Origin of the sequence: Luteimonas sp. MC1825 (assembly GCF_014764385.1) — a bacterium.
In the GTDB taxonomy this organism is placed as follows: Bacteria; Pseudomonadota; Gammaproteobacteria; order Xanthomonadales; family Xanthomonadaceae; genus Luteimonas.
The window spans coordinates 354,288-375,417 of sequence record NZ_CP061714.1 but is presented as its reverse complement, the minus strand read 5'-3'; the positions used below and the strand labels follow the sequence as shown (position 1 = coordinate 375,417).

At 69.9% G+C, this 21,130-nt stretch carries 23 protein-coding genes; 5 read left to right on the top strand and 18 right to left on the bottom strand.

Translation table 11 applies throughout. From position 1 onward, the window contains the following. Window positions 1-7: 7 nt before the first annotated feature. The 12 genes from atpD to IDM46_RS01715 form a co-directional block, all read right to left on the bottom strand. Entirely contained in the window at window positions 8-1,414 is a 1,407-nt protein-coding gene (gene atpD / locus IDM46_RS01770) for a F0F1 ATP synthase subunit beta (RefSeq protein WP_185114649.1), read from the bottom strand. Window positions 1,415-1,448: 34 nt separating this feature from the next. Then, a complete protein-coding gene (gene atpG, locus IDM46_RS01765) occupies window positions 1,449-2,312 on the bottom strand; it encodes a F0F1 ATP synthase subunit gamma (protein ID WP_185114648.1) in 864 nt (287 codons plus the stop codon). A gap of 75 nt (window positions 2,313-2,387) precedes the next feature. Continuing rightward, entirely contained in the window at window positions 2,388-3,938 is a 1,551-nt protein-coding gene (gene atpA, locus IDM46_RS01760; protein WP_182823115.1) for a F0F1 ATP synthase subunit alpha, read from the bottom strand. Window positions 3,939-4,043: 105 nt separating this feature from the next. Further along, window positions 4,044-4,571, bottom strand: coding sequence for a F0F1 ATP synthase subunit delta (locus tag IDM46_RS01755; RefSeq protein WP_185114647.1), 528 nt, complete (start codon window positions 4,569-4,571; stop codon window positions 4,044-4,046). A 5-nt stretch (window positions 4,572-4,576) separates the two neighbouring features. Next, the gene (locus IDM46_RS01750) at window positions 4,577-5,047 is read right to left on the bottom strand and encodes a F0F1 ATP synthase subunit B (RefSeq protein ID WP_182823120.1); all 471 of its coding nucleotides are present in this window, start codon (window positions 5,045-5,047) and stop codon (window positions 4,577-4,579) included. Window positions 5,048-5,145: 98 nt separating this feature from the next. Then, window positions 5,146-5,436, bottom strand: a complete 291-nt coding sequence (atpE, locus tag IDM46_RS01745; protein WP_182823122.1) for a F0F1 ATP synthase subunit C — start codon at window positions 5,434-5,436, stop codon at window positions 5,146-5,148. Window positions 5,437-5,504: 68 nt separating this feature from the next. Further along, window positions 5,505-6,302, bottom strand: coding sequence for a F0F1 ATP synthase subunit A (atpB, locus tag IDM46_RS01740; protein ID WP_185114646.1), 798 nt, complete (start codon window positions 6,300-6,302; stop codon window positions 5,505-5,507). Between the two features lie 2 nt (window positions 6,303-6,304). Next, the gene (locus IDM46_RS01735) at window positions 6,305-6,685 is read right to left on the bottom strand and encodes a hypothetical protein (RefSeq protein WP_185114645.1); all 381 of its coding nucleotides are present in this window, start codon (window positions 6,683-6,685) and stop codon (window positions 6,305-6,307) included. 330 nt (window positions 6,686-7,015) lie between these two features. After that, entirely contained in the window at window positions 7,016-8,953 is a 1,938-nt protein-coding gene (locus tag IDM46_RS01730; protein ID WP_221441760.1) for a peptidoglycan recognition family protein, read from the bottom strand. Between the two features lie 229 nt (window positions 8,954-9,182). Then, window positions 9,183-11,003, bottom strand: a complete 1,821-nt coding sequence (lpdA, locus tag IDM46_RS01725) for a dihydrolipoyl dehydrogenase (RefSeq protein ID WP_223878093.1) — start codon at window positions 11,001-11,003, stop codon at window positions 9,183-9,185. A 5-nt stretch (window positions 11,004-11,008) separates the two neighbouring features. After that, window positions 11,009-12,439, bottom strand: a complete 1,431-nt coding sequence (locus IDM46_RS01720; protein ID WP_185114643.1) for a dihydrolipoyllysine-residue acetyltransferase — start codon at window positions 12,437-12,439, stop codon at window positions 11,009-11,011. 78 nt (window positions 12,440-12,517) lie between these two features. Then, window positions 12,518-13,270, bottom strand: a complete 753-nt coding sequence (locus tag IDM46_RS01715; RefSeq protein WP_185114642.1) for a DUF2884 family protein — start codon at window positions 13,268-13,270, stop codon at window positions 12,518-12,520. A gap of 251 nt (window positions 13,271-13,521) precedes the next feature. Here IDM46_RS01715 and IDM46_RS01710 point away from each other — a divergent pair, with 251 nt between their 5' ends. Further along, complete coding sequence (locus IDM46_RS01710) at window positions 13,522-14,157, top strand: OmpW family outer membrane protein (RefSeq protein ID WP_185114641.1); 636 nt, start codon at window positions 13,522-13,524, stop codon at window positions 14,155-14,157. A 65-nt stretch (window positions 14,158-14,222) separates the two neighbouring features. On the opposite strand, the gene IDM46_RS01705 is transcribed toward IDM46_RS01710, so the two are convergent. Both IDM46_RS01705 and IDM46_RS01700 read right to left on the bottom strand, forming a co-directional pair. Beyond that, window positions 14,223-15,077: a DMT family transporter gene (locus tag IDM46_RS01705; protein WP_185115225.1), complete on the bottom strand. Its 855-nt coding sequence runs from the start codon at window positions 15,075-15,077 to the stop codon at window positions 14,223-14,225. A 91-nt stretch (window positions 15,078-15,168) separates the two neighbouring features. Continuing rightward, on the bottom strand, window positions 15,169-16,221 hold the full coding sequence (locus IDM46_RS01700; protein ID WP_185114640.1) for an NAD(P)-dependent alcohol dehydrogenase: 1,053 nt from the start codon (window positions 16,219-16,221) through the stop codon (window positions 15,169-15,171). 103 nt (window positions 16,222-16,324) lie between these two features. Here IDM46_RS01700 and IDM46_RS01695 point away from each other — a divergent pair, with 103 nt between their 5' ends. Then, window positions 16,325-16,807: a YajQ family cyclic di-GMP-binding protein gene (locus IDM46_RS01695; RefSeq protein WP_185114639.1), complete on the top strand. Its 483-nt coding sequence runs from the start codon at window positions 16,325-16,327 to the stop codon at window positions 16,805-16,807. Between the two features lie 16 nt (window positions 16,808-16,823). After that, window positions 16,824-17,357: a DUF1415 domain-containing protein gene (locus IDM46_RS01690; RefSeq protein ID WP_185115224.1), complete on the top strand. Its 534-nt coding sequence runs from the start codon at window positions 16,824-16,826 to the stop codon at window positions 17,355-17,357. Here IDM46_RS01690 and IDM46_RS01685 read toward each other — a convergent pair whose 3' ends face one another. Then, window positions 17,358-18,086 (bottom strand): pseudouridine synthase, encoded by a 729-nt coding sequence (locus tag IDM46_RS01685; RefSeq protein ID WP_185114638.1) that lies wholly within the window; start codon window positions 18,084-18,086, stop codon window positions 17,358-17,360. It lies immediately after the preceding gene. Next, the gene (locus IDM46_RS01680; RefSeq protein ID WP_182823145.1) at window positions 18,083-19,186 is read right to left on the bottom strand and encodes a class I SAM-dependent methyltransferase; all 1,104 of its coding nucleotides are present in this window, start codon (window positions 19,184-19,186) and stop codon (window positions 18,083-18,085) included. The genes IDM46_RS01685 and IDM46_RS01680 overlap by 4 nt, the downstream gene beginning before the upstream one ends. Window positions 19,187-19,310: 124 nt before the next feature. On the opposite strand from IDM46_RS01680, the gene IDM46_RS01675 reads away from it, so the two are divergent. Then, the gene (locus IDM46_RS01675; protein ID WP_182823147.1) at window positions 19,311-19,571 is read left to right on the top strand and encodes a hypothetical protein; all 261 of its coding nucleotides are present in this window, start codon (window positions 19,311-19,313) and stop codon (window positions 19,569-19,571) included. A 6-nt stretch (window positions 19,572-19,577) separates the two neighbouring features. Here the strand turns inward: IDM46_RS01675 and IDM46_RS01670 are convergent, their stop codons facing one another. Then, window positions 19,578-20,021, bottom strand: a complete 444-nt coding sequence (locus IDM46_RS01670) for a hypothetical protein (RefSeq protein WP_182823149.1) — start codon at window positions 20,019-20,021, stop codon at window positions 19,578-19,580. Continuing rightward, window positions 20,018-20,632 (bottom strand): RNA polymerase sigma factor, encoded by a 615-nt coding sequence (locus IDM46_RS01665; RefSeq protein ID WP_185114637.1) that lies wholly within the window; start codon window positions 20,630-20,632, stop codon window positions 20,018-20,020. Before IDM46_RS01665 ends, IDM46_RS01670 begins: the two co-directional genes overlap by 4 nt. 139 nt (window positions 20,633-20,771) lie before the next feature. On the opposite strand from IDM46_RS01665, the gene IDM46_RS01660 reads away from it, so the two are divergent. Further along, window positions 20,772-21,098 (top strand): hypothetical protein, encoded by a 327-nt coding sequence (locus IDM46_RS01660; RefSeq protein WP_182823152.1) that lies wholly within the window; start codon window positions 20,772-20,774, stop codon window positions 21,096-21,098. The last annotated feature ends 32 nt before the right edge of the window (window positions 21,099-21,130 follow it).

The window sequence follows — 21,130 nt, the reverse complement described above, 5'->3', positions numbered from 1 at the left end:
TGTTTCCTCAGGCCTTTTCGGCCATCTTCGCGGCCTTCTCGACCGCTTCGTCAATGCCGCCGACCATGTAGAAGGCCTGCTCCGGCAGGTGGTCGTACTCGCCGTCCACGATGCCCTTGAAGCCGCGGATGGTTTCCTTCAGCGGCACGTACTTGCCCGGCGAGCCGGTGAAGACTTCGGCCACGTGGAACGGCTGCGAGAAGAAGCGCTCGATCTTGCGCGCGCGCGACACGGCCTGCTTGTCCTCTTCGGACAGCTCGTCCATGCCGAGGATCGCGATGATGTCCTTCAGCTCCTTGTACTTCTGGAGCGTGGACTGCACGCGGCGCGCGGTGTCGTAGTGCTCGTTGCCGATCACGTTGGGATCGAGCTGGCGGCTGGTGGAGTCGAGCGGATCGACCGCCGGGTAGATGCCCAGCGAGGCGATGTTGCGGCTCAGCACGACGGTCGCGTCGAGGTGGGCGAAGGTGGTCGCCGGCGACGGGTCGGTCAGGTCATCTGCGGGCACGTACACGGCCTGGATGGAGGTGATCGAGCCCGAGCGCGTGGAGGTGATGCGCTCCTGCAGCACGCCCATTTCCTCGGCCAGCGTGGGCTGGTAGCCCACCGCCGACGGCATGCGGCCGAGCAGCGCCGACACTTCGGTACCGGCCAGCGTGTAGCGGTAGATGTTGTCGACGAACAGCAGCACGTCCTTGCCCTTGCCGCTCTCGTCCTTCTCGTCGCGGAAGTACTCGGCCATGGTCAGGCCGGTCAGCGCGACGCGCAGGCGGTTGCCCGGCGGCTCGTTCATCTGGCCGTACACCATCGCCACCTTGTCGAGGACGTTGGAGTCCTTCATCTCGTGGTAGAAGTCGTTGCCCTCGCGGGTACGCTCGCCCACGCCGGCGAACACCGAAAGGCCTTCGTGCGCCTTCGCGATGTTGTTGATGAGTTCCATCATGTTGACGGTCTTGCCGACGCCGGCGCCGCCGAACAGGCCGACCTTGCCGCCCTTGGCGAACGGGCACATCAGGTCGATGACCTTGATGCCGGTTTCCAGCAGCTCGTTGCCCGACGACTGTTCCTCGTACGACGGCGCCGCGCGGTGGATTTCCCAGTGCGCCGAGGCGTCGACCGGGCCGGCCTCGTCGATCGGGCGGCCCAGCACGTCCATGATGCGGCCCAGCGTGCCCACGCCGACCGGCACCGAGATGCCGCGGCCGGTGTTGGTGGCCAGCAGGTTGCGCTTCAGGCCGTCGGTGGAGCCGAGCGCGATGGTGCGCACCACGCCGTCACCGAGCTGCTGCTGCACTTCCAGCGTGATTTCGGTGCCTTCGACCTTCAGTGCGTCGTACACCTTCGGCACTTCGCTGCGCGGGAATTCCACGTCGACGACTGCGCCGATGATCTGAACGATCTTGCCCTGACTCATTGCCGTATTCCTCTGGAAGTATTTTTCTTGCCGCTCAGACGGCGGATGCGCCGCTGACGATCTCGGAGATTTCCTGCGTGATCGCAGCCTGGCGGGCCTTGTTGTAGACCAGGTTCAGGGTGTCGATCAGCTTGTTGGCGTTGTCGCTGGCGGACTTCATGGCCACCATGCGCGCCGCGTGCTCGGAGGCCACGTTTTCCATGACCGCCTGGTACACCAGCGATTCCACGTAGCGCGTCAGCACGTGCTCGAGCACGCTGGCCGCGTCGGGCTCGTACAGGTAGTCCCAGTCGTGCTTGACCAGGACCTCCTCCGACGCCGGCAGCGGCAGCAACTGGTCGAACGTGGCGCGCTGCGTCATGGTGTTGACGAAGTCGTTGTAGGCCAGGTAGACGCGGTCCAGCTTGCCTTCGGTGTAGCCATCCAGCATCACCTTGACGATGCCGATCAGCTGCTCCACCTCGGGCGCGTCGCCGAGGTGGCTGACGCTGGCGAGCATGTGCACCTTCAGGCGCCGGAAGAACACCGTGGCCTTCTGGCCGATGGTGACCACGTCGACCTCGACGCCCTTGTCCTGCCAGTCGCGGATCTCGCCGAGCAGCTTGCGGAACATGTTGTTGTTCAGGCCGCCGGCCAGGCCGCGGTCGGACGACACGATGATGTAGCCGACGCGCCTGGGGTCCGCGCGCTCCACCAGGAACGGGTGCTGGAACTCGGAGTTCGCCTGCGCCAAGTGGCCGATCATCTGCTTCATGGCGCGCGCGTACGGGCGCGACGCCTTCATCCGCTCCTGGGCCTTGCGGATCTTGGATGCCGAGACCATCTCGAGCGCGCGCGTCACCTTGCGGGTGTTCTGCACGCTCTTGATCTTGGTTTTGATTTCCCTGCCGCCTGCCATCTCTTTCTCCGTGGGCCCTGGTCCGTCAGCCGCGGTGCGCGGGCGCCTGCGCGCCCGTGTCCGCCGGCGTGCGGCTTACCAGCTGCCGGTCGCCTTGAAGTCGCCGATGCCCTGCTTGAACGCGGCTTCGATCTCGTCGTTCCACGCACCCGAGGCGTTCACCTTGGCGAGCAGCTCGCCGGCGGTGTTCTCGAAGTGGGCGTGCAGGCCTTCCTCGAAGGCGCCGATCTTGGCGACCGGCACGTCGTCGATGTAGCCCTCGCTGGCCGCGTAGATCGAGAGCGCCTGCAGCGCCACCGACATCGGCTCGTACTGCTTCTGCTTCATCAGTTCGGTAACGCGCTGGCCGCGCTCGAGCTGCTTGCGCGTGGCCTCGTCGAGGTCGGACGCGAACTGCGCGAATGCCGCCAGCTCGCGGTACTGCGCCAGCGCGATGCGGATGCCGCCGGACAGCTTCTTGATGATCTTGGTCTGCGCGGCGCCACCGACGCGCGACACCGAGATGCCGGCGTTCACGGCCGGGCGGATGCCGGCGTTGAACAGGTCGGTCTCGAGGAAGATCTGGCCGTCGGTGATCGAGATCACGTTGGTCGGCACGAACGCGGACACGTCGCCGGCCTGCGTCTCGATGATCGGCAGCGCCGTCAGCGAACCGGTCTTGCCCTTCACTTCGCCGTTGGTGAACTTCTCTACATAGTCCTCGGAGACGCGCGCGGCGCGCTCGAGCAGGCGGGAGTGCAGGTAGAACACGTCACCCGGGTAGGCTTCGCGGCCCGGCGGGCGGCGCAGCAGCAGCGAGATCTGGCGGTACGCCACGGCCTGCTTGGACAGGTCGTCGTACACGATCAGCGCGTCCTGGCCGCGGTCCATGAAGTACTCGCCCATGGTGCAGCCGGAATAGGGGCTGATGTACTGCATCGCCGCCGATTCCGACGCCGTCGCGGCAACCACGACCGTGTGCGCCAGCGCGCCGTTCTCTTCCAGCTTGCGCACGATGTTGGCGACGGTCGAGGCCTTCTGCCCGATCGCCACGTACACGCACTTGATGCCGGTGTCCTTCTGGTTGATCACCGCGTCGATCGCCAGCGCGGTCTTGCCGGTCTGGCGGTCACCGATGATCAGCTCGCGCTGGCCACGGCCGATGGGGATCATCGAGTCGACCGCCTTGTAGCCGGTCTGCACCGGCTGGTCGACCGACTTGCGCCAGATCACGCCGGGGGCGACGCGCTCCACCGGGGCGGTCTGCGCGGCGCCGATCGGGCCCTTGCCGTCGATCGGCTCGCCGAGCGCGTTGACCACGCGGCCGAGGAGTTCCGGGCCCACCGGCACTTCGAGGATGCGGCCGGTGGTCTTGGCCACGTCGCCCTCGCGCAGGTTCTGGTAGTCGCCCAGCACCACGGCGCCGACCGAGTCGCGCTCCAGGTTGAGCGCGAGCGCGAACGTGTCGTTCGGCAGCTCGATCATTTCGCCCTGCATCACGTCGGCCAGGCCGTAGATGCGCACGATGCCGTCGGACACGGATGTCACCGTGCCCTCGTTGCGCGCTTCGGCGGCCAGCTTGACCTTCTCGATGCGGCTCCTGATCAGTTCGCTGATTTCAGAGGGGTTGAGCTGGGTGCTTGCCATTTCCGGGATCCTCGGGCGCACCGGTTCGGGTGGTGCGCGATAAGTGGAGCTTTGTGGTGGTCGCGGCGCGCAGCGGTGGCTGCTGGCGGCTGCCGCGTCCGATGCTTACTGGCTGAGTGCCGACTGCAGGCGGGAGAGCTTGCCGCGCAGCGAGCCGTCGATGACCACGTCGCCGGCGCTGATCACCGCGCCGCCGATGAGCGCGGCGTCGACGGCGGTCTGCACCTCGACGTCGCGGCCGAAGCGGCGCTTGAGGGCACCGCGGATCGCGTCGAGTTCGGCGGCCGGCAGTTCCGTCGCCGAGGTCACCGTGGCGCGCACCACCTGCTCGGCGTCCGCACGCAGCTCTTCATAGAGCGCGGCGACCTCCGGCAGCAGCGCCAACCGGCCGTTGCCGGCCAGCAGCGCCAGGAACGCGGCGAAGTCGTGCGGCACGTTGTCGGGCGACAACAGTGCGACGGCTTCCGCGTCGGCGAACTCCGGGTGGCCCAGCAGCGGGCGCACGCGGGGATCGGCCGCCACGTGGGCGGAGAACGCCAACGCCTGCGACCACGGCACGAATGCGCCGGCGTCGCGGGCGATGCCGAATACGGCACGCGCGTAGGGGCGGGCGAGGGTGATCTCCTGGCTCATCGGCTTCAGATCTCCGCGGCGAGTTCGTCGAGCAGCGCCTTGTGGACGCCGGCGTCGATCTCGCGCTTCAACAGACGCTCGGCGCCGGTCACCGCCAGCGCGGACACCTGGCGACGCAGGTCCTCGCGGGCGCGGTTGGCGGACGCCTCGATCTCGGCCTCGAACACCGCCTTCTGGCGGATGGACTCGGTCTGGGCCTCGACGCGCGCGGCATCGACGATCTGGGTGGCGCGCTGGTGGGCCTGGTCGATGATCTCGTTGGCCTTGGCACGCGCCGCCTTGAGTTCCTGGTTCGCCGTGTCCTGGGCCTGCGCAAGCGCGCGCTGGCTGTTGTCCGCGGCGGCGAGGCCCTCGGCGATCTTCTGCTGGCGCTCTTCGATCGCCTTGAGCAACGGCGGCCAGACGAAGGTCGCGATCAGCCAGATGAGCGCCGCGAATGCGAGCGCCTGGGCGATCAGGGTGAGATTGATGTTCATGGCAATGCCTGTCCTGGTGGTCGGGGCATGCGGTGCATGCCGGCTCTCACGCCGTGGCGCGGACGGTCAAGCCGTCCGCACCCGGCGTGTCGACGCGATCAGGCGCCGGCCTGCGCCAGCAGCGGGCCCAGGAACGGGCTTGCGAAGGCGAACAGCAGGCCGACGGCGACGCTGATGATGAACGCGGCGTCGATCAGGCCGGCGGTGATGAACATGCGGACCTGCAGCACCGGGATCAGCTCGGGCTGGCGCGCGGCCGACTCGAGGAACTTGCCGGACATGATGGCGAGGCCGAGGCCGGCGCCGAGGGCGGCGAGGCCGATCATGATGCCGATGGCGAGGACCGTGGAGGCCTGGACCTGGGCGAGGGAGCTGATGACGATTTCCATGGTGTTCTCCGGAACGGACGTTGCGAGGGTTTATCGGAAGGGTGGAACAAAGCGGGGCGACGCGGGCCTCAGTGGCTGTCCTCGGACAGGCTGAGATAGACGATCGACAGCATCATGAAGATGAAGGCCTGCAGCGGCACGACCAGGATGTGGAAGATCATCCAGCCGAAGCCGAACACCGCGCTGCCGATGAGGCCGAGGATGCCGGCGCCGCCAAGCACCCAGATCAGCAGGAAGACGATCTCGCCGCCGAACATGTTGCCGAACAGTCGCATCGCCAGCGAAATGGGCTTCGACACCCACTCGACGATGTTGAGGATCAGGTTGAACGGCATCATCCACTTGCCGAACGGCGCCGTCAGGAATTCCTTGGTGAAGCCGCCGATGCCCTTGGCGCGCAGCGCGAAGAACAGCATCAGGAAGAACACGCTGATCGACATGCCGAGGGTGGCGTTGACGTCGGCGGTGGGCACCGGCTTCCAGTACTCCACGCCTACCCACGACAGCGGGATGGCGAAGAAGTCCGCGGGGATGAACTTCAGCATGTTCATCAGCAGGATCCAGAAGAACAGCGTGATCGCGATGGGCGTGACCAGCTTGCTGGAGCCGTGGTACGTGTCGCGCGCCTGGCGGTCGACGAACTCCAGCATCATTTCCACCACCGCCTGCCACTTGCCCGGAACGCCCGCCGTGGCCCGGCGCGTACCCAGCCAGAACAGGAAGGTGACCAGCAGGCCCATCGCCACCGAGCTCACCAGGGTGTCGACGTTGACGGTCATGAAGCCGCCCTCGCCAACCTGCGCGGTGAGGTTCTGCAGGTGGTGCTGGATGTAGCTGGTGGGGGTCAGATCCGACTCAGCCGCCATGTTCAATGCTTCCCGTATCGAGTAACGCCGGCCATCGCCAGCATCTGTACCACCAAGGCGACCACGACCCCGGCCAGCGCCGCGAGCGCGGGCAACCGCGCCACGCCGACCGCCAGGACCAATGCCACGACCACCACCAGCCACTTCACCGCCAGGCCCAGCACCATGCGCATCAGCGCACCGGTGGCGGGCCCCACTCCTCCGCCTAGCGCCAGGGCCCCGGACAGCGCGCCGCCGACGGCGATCGCCCCACCCCCGGCCAGCGCCGCAAGGCTCCAGGCCGCCCCCACGGGGGCGAAGGCCAGCGCGAGCACCGCGACCGCAACCACCTGCCAGATGAGTGCGCGCCGTACCAGCCGCCAGCCTGCGGCAACGGAAGTCAACACATGGGATCCTGTGGCCGTGGAGCGGGACCGCCAACACAATCGGCCCCATCTAGCCCCGAAAGTATACCAGCCCCGGTCATTCTGAGCACCACCACCCCGCTCCGGCGACGTGACCCCGGCCCGAAGACCCCCGTTCAGCAAATCAATGCCGGGAACCGCGGAACCTTGGCGGAAAACCGCGGTCCATCCTCCTGCGCGTGGCCTGTGCACTCCTCGTCGATCCGTACAGACCTCCGCCCGAAGCCCCGGCTGCTACCGGGGCTTCGCTTTTTTCATGCCGCGGACGCAACGAAGCCCCGGCGGGCGCCGGGGCTTCGCATTGCGGACTCAGTTGCGGGCCTGCACGTCGTCGATATACACGTTGAGGTCGTAGCTGGTGTTGGCGTGGTACAGCCAGATGGCGTCGAGCTGGACGCTGGCCGCGGTGATCGCACCGTTGGCGTTGCCCACCCACGCATCCCACTGCGCGGCGTCGGTCAGGCTCCACTGCACGTAGGTCCAGGTGTTGGCCGGCACGCTGCGGCTCACCGACCGCTCGGTGCCGTCGCTGTCATCGATGCCGACGCCGACGGTCAGCCCGCTGCCCGCCGAGAACACCCAGAACCCGACCGAACCGTTGGCGCGGGTGATCGCGGTGTTGCTGCCCGGGTTGCCGGAGCCGGACAGCAGGCGCACGGCCCAGCTTGCCGACGTCGCAGTGTTGTCCTTCAGCAGCACGCGCAGCGAGCAGCTGCCATTTTTACGGGTGGCGCAGTCGCGCGTGGCGGTGGATGCCGCCGAGATCCCCGTGGTGCTCCCGGAGTACGCAGGACCCGTGTTGAAGTGGCCGACGCTGCTCTCGAAGCTGTCGAGGATCCGCGTGCTGCCGCCGGAGCCGGGATTCAAACGCGTGTAGTAGCTCGCCCAGTTCCAGTTGATGCCCGGATCGGTATGGGTCTGCCCGGTGAAGTGCTGGTGGCCCTTGATCTTGACGCTGGTGGGCAGGACGTTGATGCCGCTGCTGGGCGCGCCGCGGTACGCGCTTGCGCAGCTGATCGCGCTGTACTTGGCGCAGAAGTCGCGCACCAGCGCCGCCGACGCGGCATACATCGCGCTCGTGTACCAGGCGCTGTTGTTGACATAGCCCTCGTGCTCGATGCCCAGCGTGTAGCTGTTCTGGTTGCGCACGTGCCAGGCGGTGTGCGCGTTGCGCACCATCTGCGTGACCTGGCCGTCGGAGCTGCGGATCACGTAGTGCGCGCTGACATTGGCGGTCGAGTTCTTGAACCACGAGATCGTGCCGGCGTAGCTGCCCTGCGCGGTATGCAGGGTGACGGCGCTGACCGCGGCTGCGCGCGAGGCGTTGTAGTTGGTCGAGTGCGCGGGGTTCCAGATCGCCGGGCCGTAGTCGGTGCTCGTGGCGCCCACGTCGCCGCGGGCGGCGGCGGCATCCTTGCGCACCAGCTGTTCGCTGACCGGATCGATCGCCCATGCGTCGGTCTCGATGCGGTCGTTCTCCACGTCCAGGCGCACGAACGGCGCGTTCAGGCGCGCCAGCTGGTCGGCCGGGAATGCACGCTCCCAGGCCACCGCGCGCTGCGGCACCACCATGCCCTTCTCGCTCACGCCGCGGTCGATCGCCAGCAGCACGTCGAACGCGAAGCTGGCGCGGGCGTAGTCGTCGATCGCGCCGCTGCCGGGCGCCTGCGCGAAGCCGGCGTAGGCGGCCAGTACCGGCGCCAGTGCTTCGGGCGCGCGCACGTCGTGGCCGCGCAGGACGCGGTCCAGCAGCACGGCGGCGGCCATGACGTTGGTCGCGGGATCGCGCTTCACGCGACCGGCGCTCACGCCGAGCAGTCCCGCAGCCTCGCCCACCTGGTCGGCGAAGCCGTTGCCGGCATACAGGCCCATCACGCCGTGGGCTTCGGGCATGTGGTGATCGGCCATGGCGGCATCGGCCGCCGGCTGCACGTTGTGCCAGCGGCTCTGCACGAAGGCGAGCGCCTCGAGCGTTCCGCGCGGGATCGCCGGATACGCGGCATAGGCGCGCGCGAAGTACCCCGGATAGGCGGCACGCTCCGCGCGCAGGCGGGTCTCCTCATGGCGCAGGCGTGCTTCGAGTGCGGCTTCCTCGCGCTGCGCGGCCGCGTCGGCCAGCGCGTCCGCGCCGGTCACCGGCGCGCGCGGCACGTCGCGGGCAGTCGCGGCGCCGGCGACCATGGCACAGCACAGGACCCCGGCCGACAGCGTGGCCGCGGACCGTGCCCGTTTGCTTCGAATGCTCATTCTTTCCACCCCTCGTGACTGCGCTTGCGCGCGTTGACCCCGTCCCCGATGCGGGAACCGCATGCAGGCGTCGCCGCCGGCGCACCGAGTGGGCGCGCTGGCGGCACGTGGCAACAGATGGGGCTGGCCCTAAGGCGGGTGGAACCGCGACGGCCGTCGCGTACCTGCGCACTGGCGGTCACGCAATGCGGTCCCGGCGGACGGCCGGGAACCGCGTCGGGAATGCGCGTCAGCGCTTCTTCGGCAGGTACAGGTCGGTGATGGTGCCTTCGAAGATCTCGGCGGCCATCGCCACCGACTCGCCGAGCGTGGGATGCGGATGGATGGTGTGGCCAATGTCGGCCGCCTCGGCGCCCATCTCGATCGCCAGCGCGACTTCCGAAATCAGGTCGCCGGCGCGCGGGCCGACGATCGCACCGCCGACGATGCGGCCGGTGGGTTCGTCGAACAGCAGCTTGGTGAAGCCCTCGCTGCGGCCGATGCCAACCGCGCGCGCGCTTGCCGCCCACGGAAACTTGCCCACGCCGACCTTCAGGCCCTTGGCCTTCGCCTCGGTCTCGGTCACGCCCACCCAGGCGATCTCCGGATCGGTGTAGGCGACCGACGGGATCACCCGCGCCACCCACTCGCGCTTCTCGCCGGCGGCGACTTCCGCCGCAAGCTTGCCTTCATGGCTCGCCTTGTGGGCGAGCATCGGCTGACCGACCAGGTCGCCGATGGCGAAGATGTGCGGCACGTTGGTGCGCATCTGCAGGTCGACGTCGATGAAGCCGCGCTCGCCGACGGCCACGCCGGCCTTGTCGGCGCCGAGCTTGCCGCCGTTGGCGCTGCGGCCCACCGCGACGAGCACGCGGTCGAACAGGTCGCCCGCGGGAATGCTCTCGCCTTCAAAGCTGCAGGAAATGCCCTGCTTCCCGGCCTTGGCCTCGACCACCTTCGTCTTCAGGTGAATGGCCACGCCCTGTTTCTTCAGGCGGTCTGCCAGCGGCTTCACCAGGTCCTTGTCGGCACCCGGCATCAGCTGGTCGGCCAGCTCGACCACGGTGACCTCGCTGCCCAGCGCGCGGTACACGGTGGCCATTTCCAGGCCGATGATGCCGCCGCCGACCACCAGCAGGCGCTGGGGCACGTCGGCCAGCTGCAGCGCGTCGGTGGAATCCATCACCCGCGGGTCGTCCCACGGGAAACCCGGGAGCTTCAGCGCCTGCGAGCCGGCGGCGATGATGCACTGGCCGAAGCGCAGCAGCTGCGCCTTGCCGTCCGCGTCGGTGACCTCGAGCTCGTTGCCGGACACGAACATGCCGCTGCCGGTCACCACGCGCACCTTGCGCTGCTTCGCCATGCCGGCGAGGCCCTTGTTGAACTGCGCGACCACGCGCTCCTTGTGCCCGCGCAGGCCGTCCAGGTCGATCTTCGGCGTGCCGAAGCTGATGCCGTAGTCGGCCGCGTGCGCAGCCTCGTCGATGACTTCGGCGGCGTGCAGCAGCGCCTTGGACGGGATGCAGCCGACGTTGAGGCACACGCCGCCGAGCTGTGTGTAACGTTCCACCAGCACCACGTCCATGCCGAGGTCGGCGGCGCGGAATGCGGCGGTATAGCCACCGGGGCCGGCGCCGAGCACCACCAGCGCGCACTCGATGTCGGCGGTGCGGCCACTGGCGGCGGCGGCCTGCGACGCCTGCGGTTCGGCGGGGGCGCGATGCGAGCGCGCGACTGGCGGCTTGCCGGGCCCGGCATCGGCTGCCATCACCGTCGGGGCGGATGCCGGCGCATCGCCAGCGGGGGCAGGCGCAGACGGGGCGACATCACCCGCGGCCTCGATCACCGCCACCACCCCGCCTTCGGAAATCGTGTCGCCCACCTTGACCTTCAGCTCCCGCACCACGCCGGCCACCGACGACGGCACTTCCATCGTCGCCTTGTCCGACTCCAGAGTGACCAGGCCCTGGTCCATGGCGACCGTGTCGCCGACCGCGACCAGCACCTCGATCACCGGCACATCGTCGTAGCCGCCGATGTCGGGGACCTTGACGTCGACCAGGCCGGTCACGGCGCTCACAGCAGCACCCGGCGCATGTCGCCGAGCACCTGCGCCAGGTACGCGGTGAAGCGCGCGGCGGCAGCGCCGTCGATCACGCGGTGGTCATAGGACAGCGACAGCGGCAGCACCAGCCGCGGCTGGAACGCCTGGCCATCCCAGACCGGCTTCATGGCCGCGCGCGACACGCCGAGGATGGCGACTTCCGGCGCGTTGACGATCGGCGTGAACGAGGTGCCGCCGATCCCGCCCAGCGAACTGATCGAAAAACAGCCGCCGCTCATCTGCGCGGGACCGAGCTTGCCGTCGCGTGCCTTCTTCGCCAGCTCGCCGGTCTCGGCGGCGATCTCCATCACGCCCTTGCGGTCGCAGTCGCGCACCACCGGCACCACCAGCCCATTGGGCGTGTCGGCGGCGAAGCCGACGTGGAAGTACTTCTTGAGCGTGAGGTTCTCGCCGGACGCGTCCAGCGAGGCGTTGAACTCGGGGAACTTCTTCAACGCCGCGACCGCGGCCTTCATGATGAAGGCGAGCATGGTCAGCTTGGCGCCGGACTTCTCGTTTTCCTTGTTGAGCGCGACACGCAGCGCCTCGAGGTCGGTGACGTCGGCATCGTCGTGCTGGGTGACATGCGGGATCATCGCCCAGTTGCGCGCGAGGTTGGCGCCGGAGATCTTCCTGATCTTCGACAGCGGCTGCACCTCGGTCTCGCCGAACTTGCTGAAGTCGACCTTCGGCCACGGCAGCAGGTCCAGCCCGCCGCCGGACGCGCCGGCCGCCGGGCCACGCTGCAGCGCGCCCTTGACGAACTGCTGCACGTCCTCGCGGACGATGCGCCCGCCGCGCGCGCTGCCGGTCACCTGCAACAGGTCGACGCCGAGCTCGCGCGCGAACAGGCGCACCGCCGGGCTCGCGTAGGGGAGCTTGCCGGGGATCAGCGCGTCGCCTTCGAAGCGCACCGCGGGCTGGCCGCTGACCGACGGCGTCTTCGCCGCCTGGCTGTCGATCGACGCCTGGGCGATGTTGTCGGGGGTGGCGGCGACCGCCACCGGCTCCACCTGGTGGCCGGTTTCAACCGCGGGCGTGGCGCCCGCGGCGGCGTCCGGCTGCGCGCGGCCGTTGTCGGCAGCGGCCGGACCAGCCTGCACGGCAGGCGCCTCGGCGCTCTTGCCGCCTTGCGGCGCGGCGTCGGCACCCGCGTCCGCCCCGGTCGGCTCGATCAGCGCCACCACTCCGCCTTCGGAAATGGTGTCGCCCAGCTTGACCCTGAGCTCGCGGATCACGCCGGCGAACGGCGCGGGCACTTCCATCGTGGCCTTGTCGGATTCCAGCGTGACCAGGCCCTGGTCGCGGGCGACCGTGTCACCCACGGCGACCAGGACCTCGATGACCGGCACGTCGTCATAGCCGCCGATGTCCGGCACGCGCGCTTCCTGGGGACTGGCCATCCGGCACTCCACGATCTGGGGACGGGCTATTGTGGCCCCGCTGCAGGAATGCGCCAACCTTGGCGGGCAGTTCCCGCGTCAACCACCCGCCGCGCGGGACCCGGTGTCCACCCGGTGCAGGTCGAGCGCGCGCCCATCCGGCAGCCGGTACTCGAGCGCATCGTCCAGCGCGTCCAGGGCTTCCATGCGCTTGCACAGCGCCTGGGCGTCGGCTTCCAGCGCGCGGGCACGCGGCTCCACCAAGGCCTCGATGTCGGCATCCAGGGATTCCAGGCGCTGCAGGCGGCTGGCATCGCCACTGAACGCGGCGCGCAGCGCGCCGCCGACGATATCGCCGACCAGGGTCGGCACCGCCTGCGCCACGGCCGTCCCGATGGCGTCGTTGAGCTGCTCACGGTTGAAGCGGCTCGGAGTCACCGACGCGGCGAGCGCGGCATCGAGCTCCTTGCGCACGCCTGCGAACTTGCGCCGCGCGGCGTCCGGGTCGCTGCCGAAGCCGGCCGCCACCTCGCCCAGCACCTCGAAGGCGATGCCGGCGGCCTGGCGCGCGACGGACGCGGCCAGCGGCATGGCGGCACGCGCCTCGCGCTCGTACTCCACCAGGCGTCGCGCGTCGGCCGCGGACACCTGCACCCAGCGGTCGTCGATGAACAGGCGGCCCTTGCGGACCAGCACGGTGTGCGGCGACGCACCCCTGTCGAGCAGGATCACGCTCTTCTCGCTCAGGTGGAAGTCGTAGTCGCTGTCGATGTCGCAGTCGACCTGGACATCGGCGGCAGCGGCGCCGCCACAGGCGAGCAGGAGGGAAAGGGCGATCGCGGTCGTGCGCATGCCAGCCTGGTCAGAGAGTGCGGAAGATGACTCTATCCAACGCACGTGCCATGCGGAACCTGCCATTGGGTGCCATGACCATCGACGCGCGCCGTTCACGTTGATGGTCGCCGCGTTCGCGATCTGAACGCGATGTGTGGAAGTTCCCGCAACAGGCGCGGTGCGACAAGTTCGATTCATGGGCGCGTCGCTAGGGTAGCTGCGCCCCACTCCCCGGGGCATACATGTCCTTAAAGAGGAGACCTCCCCCAATGTCCCCCAAGCAGACCATTTCCCGCATCACCAGGCTGGTGCTCCCCGCCGCCCTGGCCCTGGCCATCCTGCCGTCCGCCGCATTCGCCGCCGACGGCGCCGGCAAGCACGTGTCGGTCGTGGGCGGCTATTCCATGGTCGAACCCACGCGCAATCCGGAAATCGCCGGCGCGCGCACCGAATTCGCCGGTGAAGGCACCCCGACGCTCGGCGTCACCTGGCACGCCACCGACAACATCGGCATCGAAGCCTGGGGCGCCGACAGCTACGGTCAGCGCGTGACCTCCGGCGGCCAGAAGGTCGGCAGCGTCGACGCCCAGCCATATTCGCTGAGCGGCCAGTACCGGTTCGGCACGGTGGAAAGCACGGTCCGGCCGTTCGTGGGCCTCGGCTACCACCAGACCAACTACAACAACGAATCCGCCACCCTGGCCGGCGACCGCGTTGGCGTGGAAACCGCCGAAGGCGGCGTAGCCACGGTCGGCATGGACGTCAACATCAGCCCGACCTGGTTCGCACGTGCCGATGCACGCTATTTCCAGAGCGATTCCGAGGTGAAGATCGACGGCGTCAAGGCCGGGGACGCCAAGCTCGACCCGGTGGTCGTGGGCGTGGGTATCGGCGCACGCTTCTGAGCCTTCCGGCCACGGCCGGGTACACGATGGAAACGGAGCGGGCCCGCAAGGGCCCGTTCCGCGTTTCAGTCGCCGCTGCGCGGCAGCGGGGCGGCGCGCACCACGCGTTCGCGGCGCATCAGGTACAGGCCGCTGACCACGATGATCCCCGCGCCCAGCCAGGTCATGGCATCGGGCAGTACCTGCCACAGCACCACGTCCAGCAGCACCACCCACACCAGCGCGGTGTATTCCAGCGGCGCCACCAGTGACGCTTCGCCCAGCCGGAAGGCGTGGGTCAACGCCACCTGGCCGAGCGTGCCGAACAGCGCCACGCCACCCAGCAGCCAGCCGTCCGCCGCGCGCAGCGGCACCCACTGCGGCCAGGCCAGCAGCCCGGCGCCGATCGCCACCATCGCCAGGAACCAGAAGACCAGCGCCTGCGCGCTGTCGCGCTGCGCCAGCATGCGCACCGTGACCACCGAAGCCGCGTAGCAGACCGTGGCAGCGAGAACCAGCAGGCCCGCGCGCGTCATCACGCCCTCGCCGCCCGGGCGCAGCACCACCAGCACGCCCACCATGCCCACGGCGATCGCCGTCCAGCGCCGCGGCCCGACGTGTTCGCGCAGCAGCGGCACCGCCATGGCCGTCACCAGCAGCGGGCCGACGAAGCTGATCGCGTACGCGGTCGACATGGGCAGGTCGCGCAGCCCGGCCACGAAACACGACAGGAACACCACGCCCAGCACCCCGCGCAGCAGGTGCAGCGGCCAGTGCACGCGCAGCAGCGCGGGCAGGCCGATGCTCGCCGCGGCCCAGGCCAGCACCAGCGGCAAGCCGACCATGCCGCGCAGCGCCGCCACCTGCATCGGCGGGTAATGCCCGGCCAGCTGCTTCATGCACGCATCCATCGCGCACAGCACCAGCACCGCGAACAGCATCGCCAGCACGGCGCGGCGGTGCTGGCGGTCGCCGGCGGCCGCCGCGGCCGCGGCGGCAGCGCCGGGGTCGGGCGCGATCTCCACTGGCTGCTCAGGCGCCGCCGAAGCTGGCCGCGTCGATCACGAAGCGGTAGCGCACGTCGCTGCGCAGCATGCGTTCGTAGGCCTCGTTGATGTCGGCGATGTCGATCAGCTCGATGTCCGACACCACGCCGTTGGCCGCGCAGAAGTCCAGCATCTCCTGGGTCTCGCGGATGCCGCCGATCAGCGACCCCGCCAGGCGCCGGCGCGCCATCACCAGCGAACCCGCGCCGACCAGCGTCGGCTCCGGCATGCCCAGCAGCACCATGGTGCCGTCGACCTTCAGCATGCCGAGGTAGAGGTTGTAGTCGTGCGCGGCCGACGCGGTGTCGAGGATCATGTGGAAACGCCGCGCGAGCTTCTTTCCGGCCGCGGGATCCTTGCCGACCACCTCGAACGCGTGCGCGCCCAGCGCCAGCGCGTCCGCGCGCTTGCCCTCGGAGGTGCTGAGCACGGTCACGTTGGCGCCCAGCGCCACGCCCAGCTTCACCGCCATGTGCCCCAGCCCGCCGAGGCCGACCACCGCCAGTTCGTCGCCGGCCTTGAGGCCGAAATGCTTCAGCGGCGACCAGGTGGTGATGCCGGCGCACAGCAGCGGCGCCGCGCGGTCGAGCGGCAGGCCCTCGGGGATGCGCAGCACGTAGTCCTCGTGCACCGTGATGCGCGTGGAGTAGCCGCCCTGGGTGGGCTCGCCGGTGCTGCGGTCACGTCCCGCATAGGTGCCGACCATGCCCTCGGCGCAGTACTGCTCCTCGCCGGCCTTGCAGTGCTCGCAGGCACGGCAGGAATCGACGAAGCAGCCGACGCCGACCGCGTCGCCCACCTTGTAACGGCTGACGCCCTCGCCGACCGCGGCGACGTGGCCGACGATCTCGTGGCCGGGCACCAGCGGGTAGTCCATCGGGCCCCAGTCGCCCCGCACGGTGTGCAGGTCGGAATGGCAGACCCCGCAGTAGCGGATGTCGATCAGCACCTCGCCGGCGCGCGGGGCGCGGCGTTCCAGCGTCCACGGGGCGAGCGGCGACGTCGGCGACGTGGCGGCATAGGCGGCGGTCTTGTGCATGGGGCACCTCGGTCTGCGGGGGGAGACCGCCATGATGCCGCGCGCCGGGCCGGCGTGCGCGGTGCGGTACCCTGTGGCCCCCCGGAACCCGCCAGAAAACGCCATGCCCTCCTTCGATATCGTCTCCGAAGTCGACACCCACGAGCTGACCAACGCGGTCGACCAGGCCAACCGCGAGCTCGACACGCGCTTCGATTTCAAGGGCGTGGAGGCGACGTTCACGCGCGAGGACAACGTGATCTCGCAGTCGGCGCCCAGCGAGTTCCAGCTGCAGCAGATGACCGACATCCTGCGTGCCCGCCTGGCGGCGCGGAAGATCGACACCCGCTGCCTGGAATTCGGCGACGTCGACACCAACCTCGCCGGCGCGCGCCAGAAGATCACCGTCAAGCAGGGCATCGAGCGCGAGCTGGCGAAGAAGATCGGCAACGAGATCAAGGCCGCCAAGCTGAAGGTCGAGACCCAGATCAACGGCGACAAGCTGCGCGTGACGGGCAAGAAGCGCGACGACCTCCAGGCGGCCATGGCGCTGCTGCGCAGCAAGGAATTCGAACAGCCGATCCAGTTCGACAACTTCCGTGACTGAGCCCAGGCACGCGGGAATGGCGCCCGACTACCTCGGCCAAACCTCGCGCTGGCTCGAGCGCGCCGTGATCGGCCTCAACCTCTGCCCCTTCGCCAAGGCGGTGGTGGCCAAGGGCCAGGTGCGGATGGTGCTCAGCGAGGCGCGCGACGCCGCGGGCCTGCTGGAAACGCTGGGCGTGGAGCTGCTGCACCTGCGCGACACGCCGGCCGAGGCCACCGACACCACGCTGATCGTGCACCCGCACGTGCTGACGGATTTCCTCGACTACAACGACTTCCTGGAACACGCCGACGCGCTGGTCGGCGAACTCGACCTGGAAGGCGTGCTGCAGGTGGCGAGCTTCCACCCGCAGTACCAGTTCGCCGGCAGCGCGCCGGACGACATCGCCAACTTCACCAACCGCTCGCCGTGGCCGACCCTGCACCTGCTGCGCGAGGACAGCGTGTCGCGCGCGGTGGACGCGTTCCCGGATCCGGATGCGATCGTCGAGCGCAATATCCGCACGCTCGAGGACCTCGGCCACGCCGGCTGGCGCAAGCTGTTCGACTGATTACGGCGCTTGCGTCGCGCCGGCGTCGCCACCCGCGTACAGCTGCGCGCGGTCGCCGTCGTCGAGCAGGCGCCACGCGCCTTCCGGCAGGTCGCCGAGCGTCAGCCCGCCCACCTGCGGCCGGTGCAGCGCGACCACGTGGTTGCCGACCGCGGCGAACATGCGCCGCACCTGGTGGTAGCGGCCCTCATGCAAGGTGAGGCGCGCGTGCGTGGGCCCCAGCACGTCCAGGTCCGCGGGCAGCAGCGGGGTCTTCTCGGATTCGAGCATCAGCGTGCCGCTGGCGAAGATCGCCGCCTCGTCGCCGCGCAGCGGCTCGGCCAACGTGGCCTCGTAGACCTTTTGCAGCCCCGCCCTCGGCGAAATGATCCGGTGCAGCAGCTGGCCGTCGTCGGTCATCAGCAGCAGCCCGCTGGTCTCGCGGTCCAACCGGCCGACGGTGGACAGCGTGGGGGAGCGCAGCGCGAACCGCGGCGGCAGCAGGTCGTAGACCAGGCGCCCGCGATCCTTGGCCGAACAGGTGTGGCCGATCGGCTTGTGCAGCATCAACAGCATGCCCGGCGCCGGGTCGAGCCGCTCGCCGTCCACGCGCACGTTGTCGCGGTCAGGCTGGTCGTCGGCATACAGCACCTCGCCGGCGGCGTCGGTGACGCGGCCCTCGCGGAACATCGCGGCGACCTCCTTGCGGCTGCCGTGGCCGAGATTGGCCAGCATGCGCACCAGCTTCACCGCCAGCGCGCCTCGCGCTCGGGGCGCACCGGGCGCGCGGGGGGCTTGGGCAGGGACTTCACCGCCTCCACCACCTTGAAGCCGTCGTGTTGCGCGACCAGGCGCACCGTGCCGAAGCCGGCGCCCAGTGCCTCCTCGTAGGGAAGGTGGCGGTTGGCCACCAGCCACAGCCGGCCGCCCGGCTTCAGCGCCTGCGCGGCGCTGGCGATGAAGGCGCGGCCGATGTCGGGGCGCTCGGCGCCGCCGGGCACGTGGAACGGCGGGTTGCTCACGATCACGTCGTAGGTGCCGGGGACGCCGGCGGTGACGTCGTGCCAGTGGAAGCCCAGCGCCACCGCGTTTGCGAACCCGGCCAGGTTTTCGCGCGCCAGGGCCAGCGCGCGCGCCTCGGCCTCGAAGGCGTCGAGCGCGGTGATGCCCGGATTGCGCGACAGCAGCTCGCCGGCGAGGTAGCCCCAGCCCGCGCCGAAATCGGCGGCGCGACCGGCCAGGTCGGTGGGCAGGTGCTCGGCGAGCAGCTGCGATGCCTGATCGATGCGGTCCCAGGCGAACACGCCCGGACGGCTCAGGAAGCGGTTGCCGGCGATGCGCCGGGGCGCGTCCAGCGTGCGCCACTGCGCCGCCAGCGCGGCATCGCCCTGGCCATCGGCACGCGCATGGAAGACGCGGCACTTGTGCTTGCTGCGCGTCACCACGCTGCCGGCGATGCGCGCGAAATCGGCTTCCGCGGACTTCGCGCCGGCGTCATTGGCCACGCTGGCGATCACCGTGCCACCCGGCGCGACCCGCGCGAAGGCTTCGGCGAACAGCGCGCGTGCCTCGTCGCGCTGGCGCGGCGGGAGCAGCAGCACCAGCGGCCAGCGGCGACCGTCGTCGGGTGCGTCTGCCGGGTCGCGCACGTTGAACCCGGCGCTGGCCAGGGCTGCGGCATCCGGGCGATAGCCCTGTTCGCACACCAGCCCGGGCCGGTCCTGCGCCTGCAGGGCCGCGCCTGCGCGCGCGCGCAGGAACAGTGCGCCGTCGGCCGGCCAGGCGAGTTCGCCTTCGGCAAAGGGCAGCAGCAGCGCGTCGAGCGCGGGGTCGCCGTTGGGGCCTGGCATGGAGGTGGGTTCGCCGCGGGGAGGGACCGCGATTCTACGTGAGGGGCTCGGGCACGCCGGTTTCATCGCCGTTGAACGCCATGGCGGCGAGGATGGATGCAGACCCGAACACCCTGGAGGCAACATGCGCCTGCTTTTTGTCGGCGGTCCCGTGGACAACACCGAAATCGCCTATGACGGCGGCGAGCCGCCCGCCCATTACCCGCCCGATACCGGCAGCGGGCATTCGCGGTATCGCCTGCATCTGGTCGGCCGCACGGAAGGCGCACCGGTCTATGCCGTCTACGGCGCGCCGGATCTCGCCGCGAGCGAGGTGAACGGCACCTCGGCCGAACGCGACTACGCGCGCCGCTTCGGCGCCGACGAGGAACGCGCGCCCGCTTGACCGGGCTCAGGCAGCGGCGTGGCCGCCGCCGGGGTAGTCGGCGCCAGCCCGCACCCGGTCGATCCCCCAGGACACGACCGCGCAGGCAAGGGCCACCAGCAGCCAGCGCAGCGCGTCCTCGCCCAGCACGCCCGACGCCGCCTGCCACCAGCGCGCACCGAACAGCACCAGCACCGCGGCCAGCGCCACCGGCAGCAACGCCAGCAGGATGCGCAGCAGCACGCGTTCGAGACGGCCATCCGGCACCGCCCGCGCTTCACCGCCGACGAGCGCAGCGACCTGCGCCGCGAAATCCTCCGGCAGTTCGGGTGGCGACGCCGCGCGTGCCGCCGCGGCCACCTTGCGGTAGCCCGCCACCAGCGGATCCTCGTGGCCGCCCGGCGCGCTGCGGCGCATCGCGCGCTCCTGCGCCTGCCATTCGCGTTCATCGATCGGGGGATGCGGTTTCATGCGGCGACTCCGATGCGGCGTTCCAGCACGGCGCGCAGGGCCTTGCGGGTGCGGAACAGGTGGCTCTTGATGGTGCCCTCGGCGAGCCCGGTGATCGTGGCGATCTCCGCGATCGGCAGTTCTTCGAGGTGGTACAGGGTGAGCAGGGTGCGCTGCAGCGGCGGCAGCGCGTCGATCGCCGCGTGCAGGTGGCGCGCCTCGTCTGCTTCGGCGTGCGCCGCAGCGAGGTCGAACGCGTCGGCCACGCGCTCGGCCGGTGCCAGCGCGTCGCCGTCGATCGGCTCCGCCAGCGGAATCCTGCGGCGCTCCAGGTGGCGCCTGGCCACCGAGTACGCCACCTGCGCGATCCATGCCTTCAGCGGCGCGTCCGCGCGGTACTGCGGCAGGTAGCGGTGCACGCGCAGGAACACCTCCTGGCACAGTTCTCGGGTGTCCTCCGGGTGCCGCACCATGCGCTGCACCACGTGCCAGGCCAGGCGCTGGTAGTCCCGCACCAGCGCTTCGAAGGCCCCGGGCGTGCCGGCGAGCACGGCGGCGACGCGCGCGGCATCGTCGCCGTGCGCGTCATCGCGCAGCGCGTTGGCGCCGCCCGCATTGAAAACCTGATCCATGTGCACGGGATACGCCCGGCAGGGCCGCGGTTGCAAGCGATCGCACGCGCCCGCCGATGCAACCGGCGCCGCCGCCGCGGTATCCACTCCAGCAAGCCGCCAATCCGCGCGGCGCCACCACCTACCCAGGGACACCGCCATGGATTTCGAAGTCTTCATCCCGATCGTGCTGTTCGCGTGCATCTACCTGTCCATCAAGGCCGTCGTCGACGCCCGCACGCGCCGGCAGATGGTCGCCAGCAACGGCTCGGAAGCCATGGTGCGCTCGATCCTTGAAGGCGAGGAGGCGCGCCGCCGCCAGGCCTCGCTGCGCTGGGGCACGGTGCTGGTGCTGCTGGCGATCGGCTTTGCGGTGATCGAGGCGCTGGGCCTGCGTGAAGCGACGCCCGGTGCGTTCGCGGTGCTGCTCGGCGCCACCGGCCTCGGCAACCTGGCGGCGTATTTCATCGCCCGACGCGCAGGCTGAGCCCGCACGGGGCCGCGGTCGACTGGACCCGG

Bases quoted from the DNA above. Each gene is read 5' to 3' on its own strand.
- atpD (WP_185114649.1), bottom strand. From the start codon at position 1,414: ATGAGTCAGGGCAAGATCGTTCAGATCATCGGCGCAGTCGTCGACGTG.
- atpG (WP_185114648.1), bottom strand. From the start codon at position 2,312: ATGGCAGGCGGCAGGGAAATCAAAACCAAGATCAAGAGCGTGCAGAAC.
- atpA (WP_182823115.1), bottom strand. From the start codon at position 3,938: ATGGCAAGCACCCAGCTCAACCCCTCTGAAATCAGCGAACTGATCAGG.
- IDM46_RS01755 (WP_185114647.1), bottom strand. From the start codon at position 4,571: ATGAGCCAGGAGATCACCCTCGCCCGCCCCTACGCGCGTGCCGTATTC.
- IDM46_RS01750 (WP_182823120.1), bottom strand. From the start codon at position 5,047: ATGAACATCAATCTCACCCTGATCGCCCAGGCGCTCGCATTCGCGGCG.
- atpE (WP_182823122.1), bottom strand. From the start codon at position 5,436: ATGGAAATCGTCATCAGCTCCCTCGCCCAGGTCCAGGCCTCCACGGTC.
- atpB (WP_185114646.1), bottom strand. From the start codon at position 6,302: ATGGCGGCTGAGTCGGATCTGACCCCCACCAGCTACATCCAGCACCAC.
- IDM46_RS01730 (WP_221441760.1), bottom strand. From the start codon at position 8,953: ATGAGCATTCGAAGCAAACGGGCACGGTCCGCGGCCACGCTGTCGGCC.
- IDM46_RS01720 (WP_185114643.1), bottom strand. From the start codon at position 12,439: ATGGCCAGTCCCCAGGAAGCGCGCGTGCCGGACATCGGCGGCTATGAC.
- IDM46_RS01715 (WP_185114642.1), bottom strand. From the start codon at position 13,270: ATGCGCACGACCGCGATCGCCCTTTCCCTCCTGCTCGCCTGTGGCGGC.
- IDM46_RS01710 (WP_185114641.1), top strand. From the start codon at position 13,522: ATGTCCCCCAAGCAGACCATTTCCCGCATCACCAGGCTGGTGCTCCCC.
- IDM46_RS01705 (WP_185115225.1), bottom strand. From the start codon at position 15,077: ATGCTGTTCGCGGTGCTGGTGCTGTGCGCGATGGATGCGTGCATGAAG.
- IDM46_RS01700 (WP_185114640.1), bottom strand. From the start codon at position 16,221: ATGCACAAGACCGCCGCCTATGCCGCCACGTCGCCGACGTCGCCGCTC.
- IDM46_RS01695 (WP_185114639.1), top strand. From the start codon at position 16,325: ATGCCCTCCTTCGATATCGTCTCCGAAGTCGACACCCACGAGCTGACC.
- IDM46_RS01690 (WP_185115224.1), top strand. From the start codon at position 16,824: ATGGCGCCCGACTACCTCGGCCAAACCTCGCGCTGGCTCGAGCGCGCC.
- IDM46_RS01680 (WP_182823145.1), bottom strand. From the start codon at position 19,186: ATGCCAGGCCCCAACGGCGACCCCGCGCTCGACGCGCTGCTGCTGCCC.
- IDM46_RS01675 (WP_182823147.1), top strand. From the start codon at position 19,311: ATGCGCCTGCTTTTTGTCGGCGGTCCCGTGGACAACACCGAAATCGCC.
- IDM46_RS01670 (WP_182823149.1), bottom strand. From the start codon at position 20,021: ATGAAACCGCATCCCCCGATCGATGAACGCGAATGGCAGGCGCAGGAG.
- IDM46_RS01665 (WP_185114637.1), bottom strand. From the start codon at position 20,632: ATGGATCAGGTTTTCAATGCGGGCGGCGCCAACGCGCTGCGCGATGAC.
- IDM46_RS01660 (WP_182823152.1), top strand. From the start codon at position 20,772: ATGGATTTCGAAGTCTTCATCCCGATCGTGCTGTTCGCGTGCATCTAC.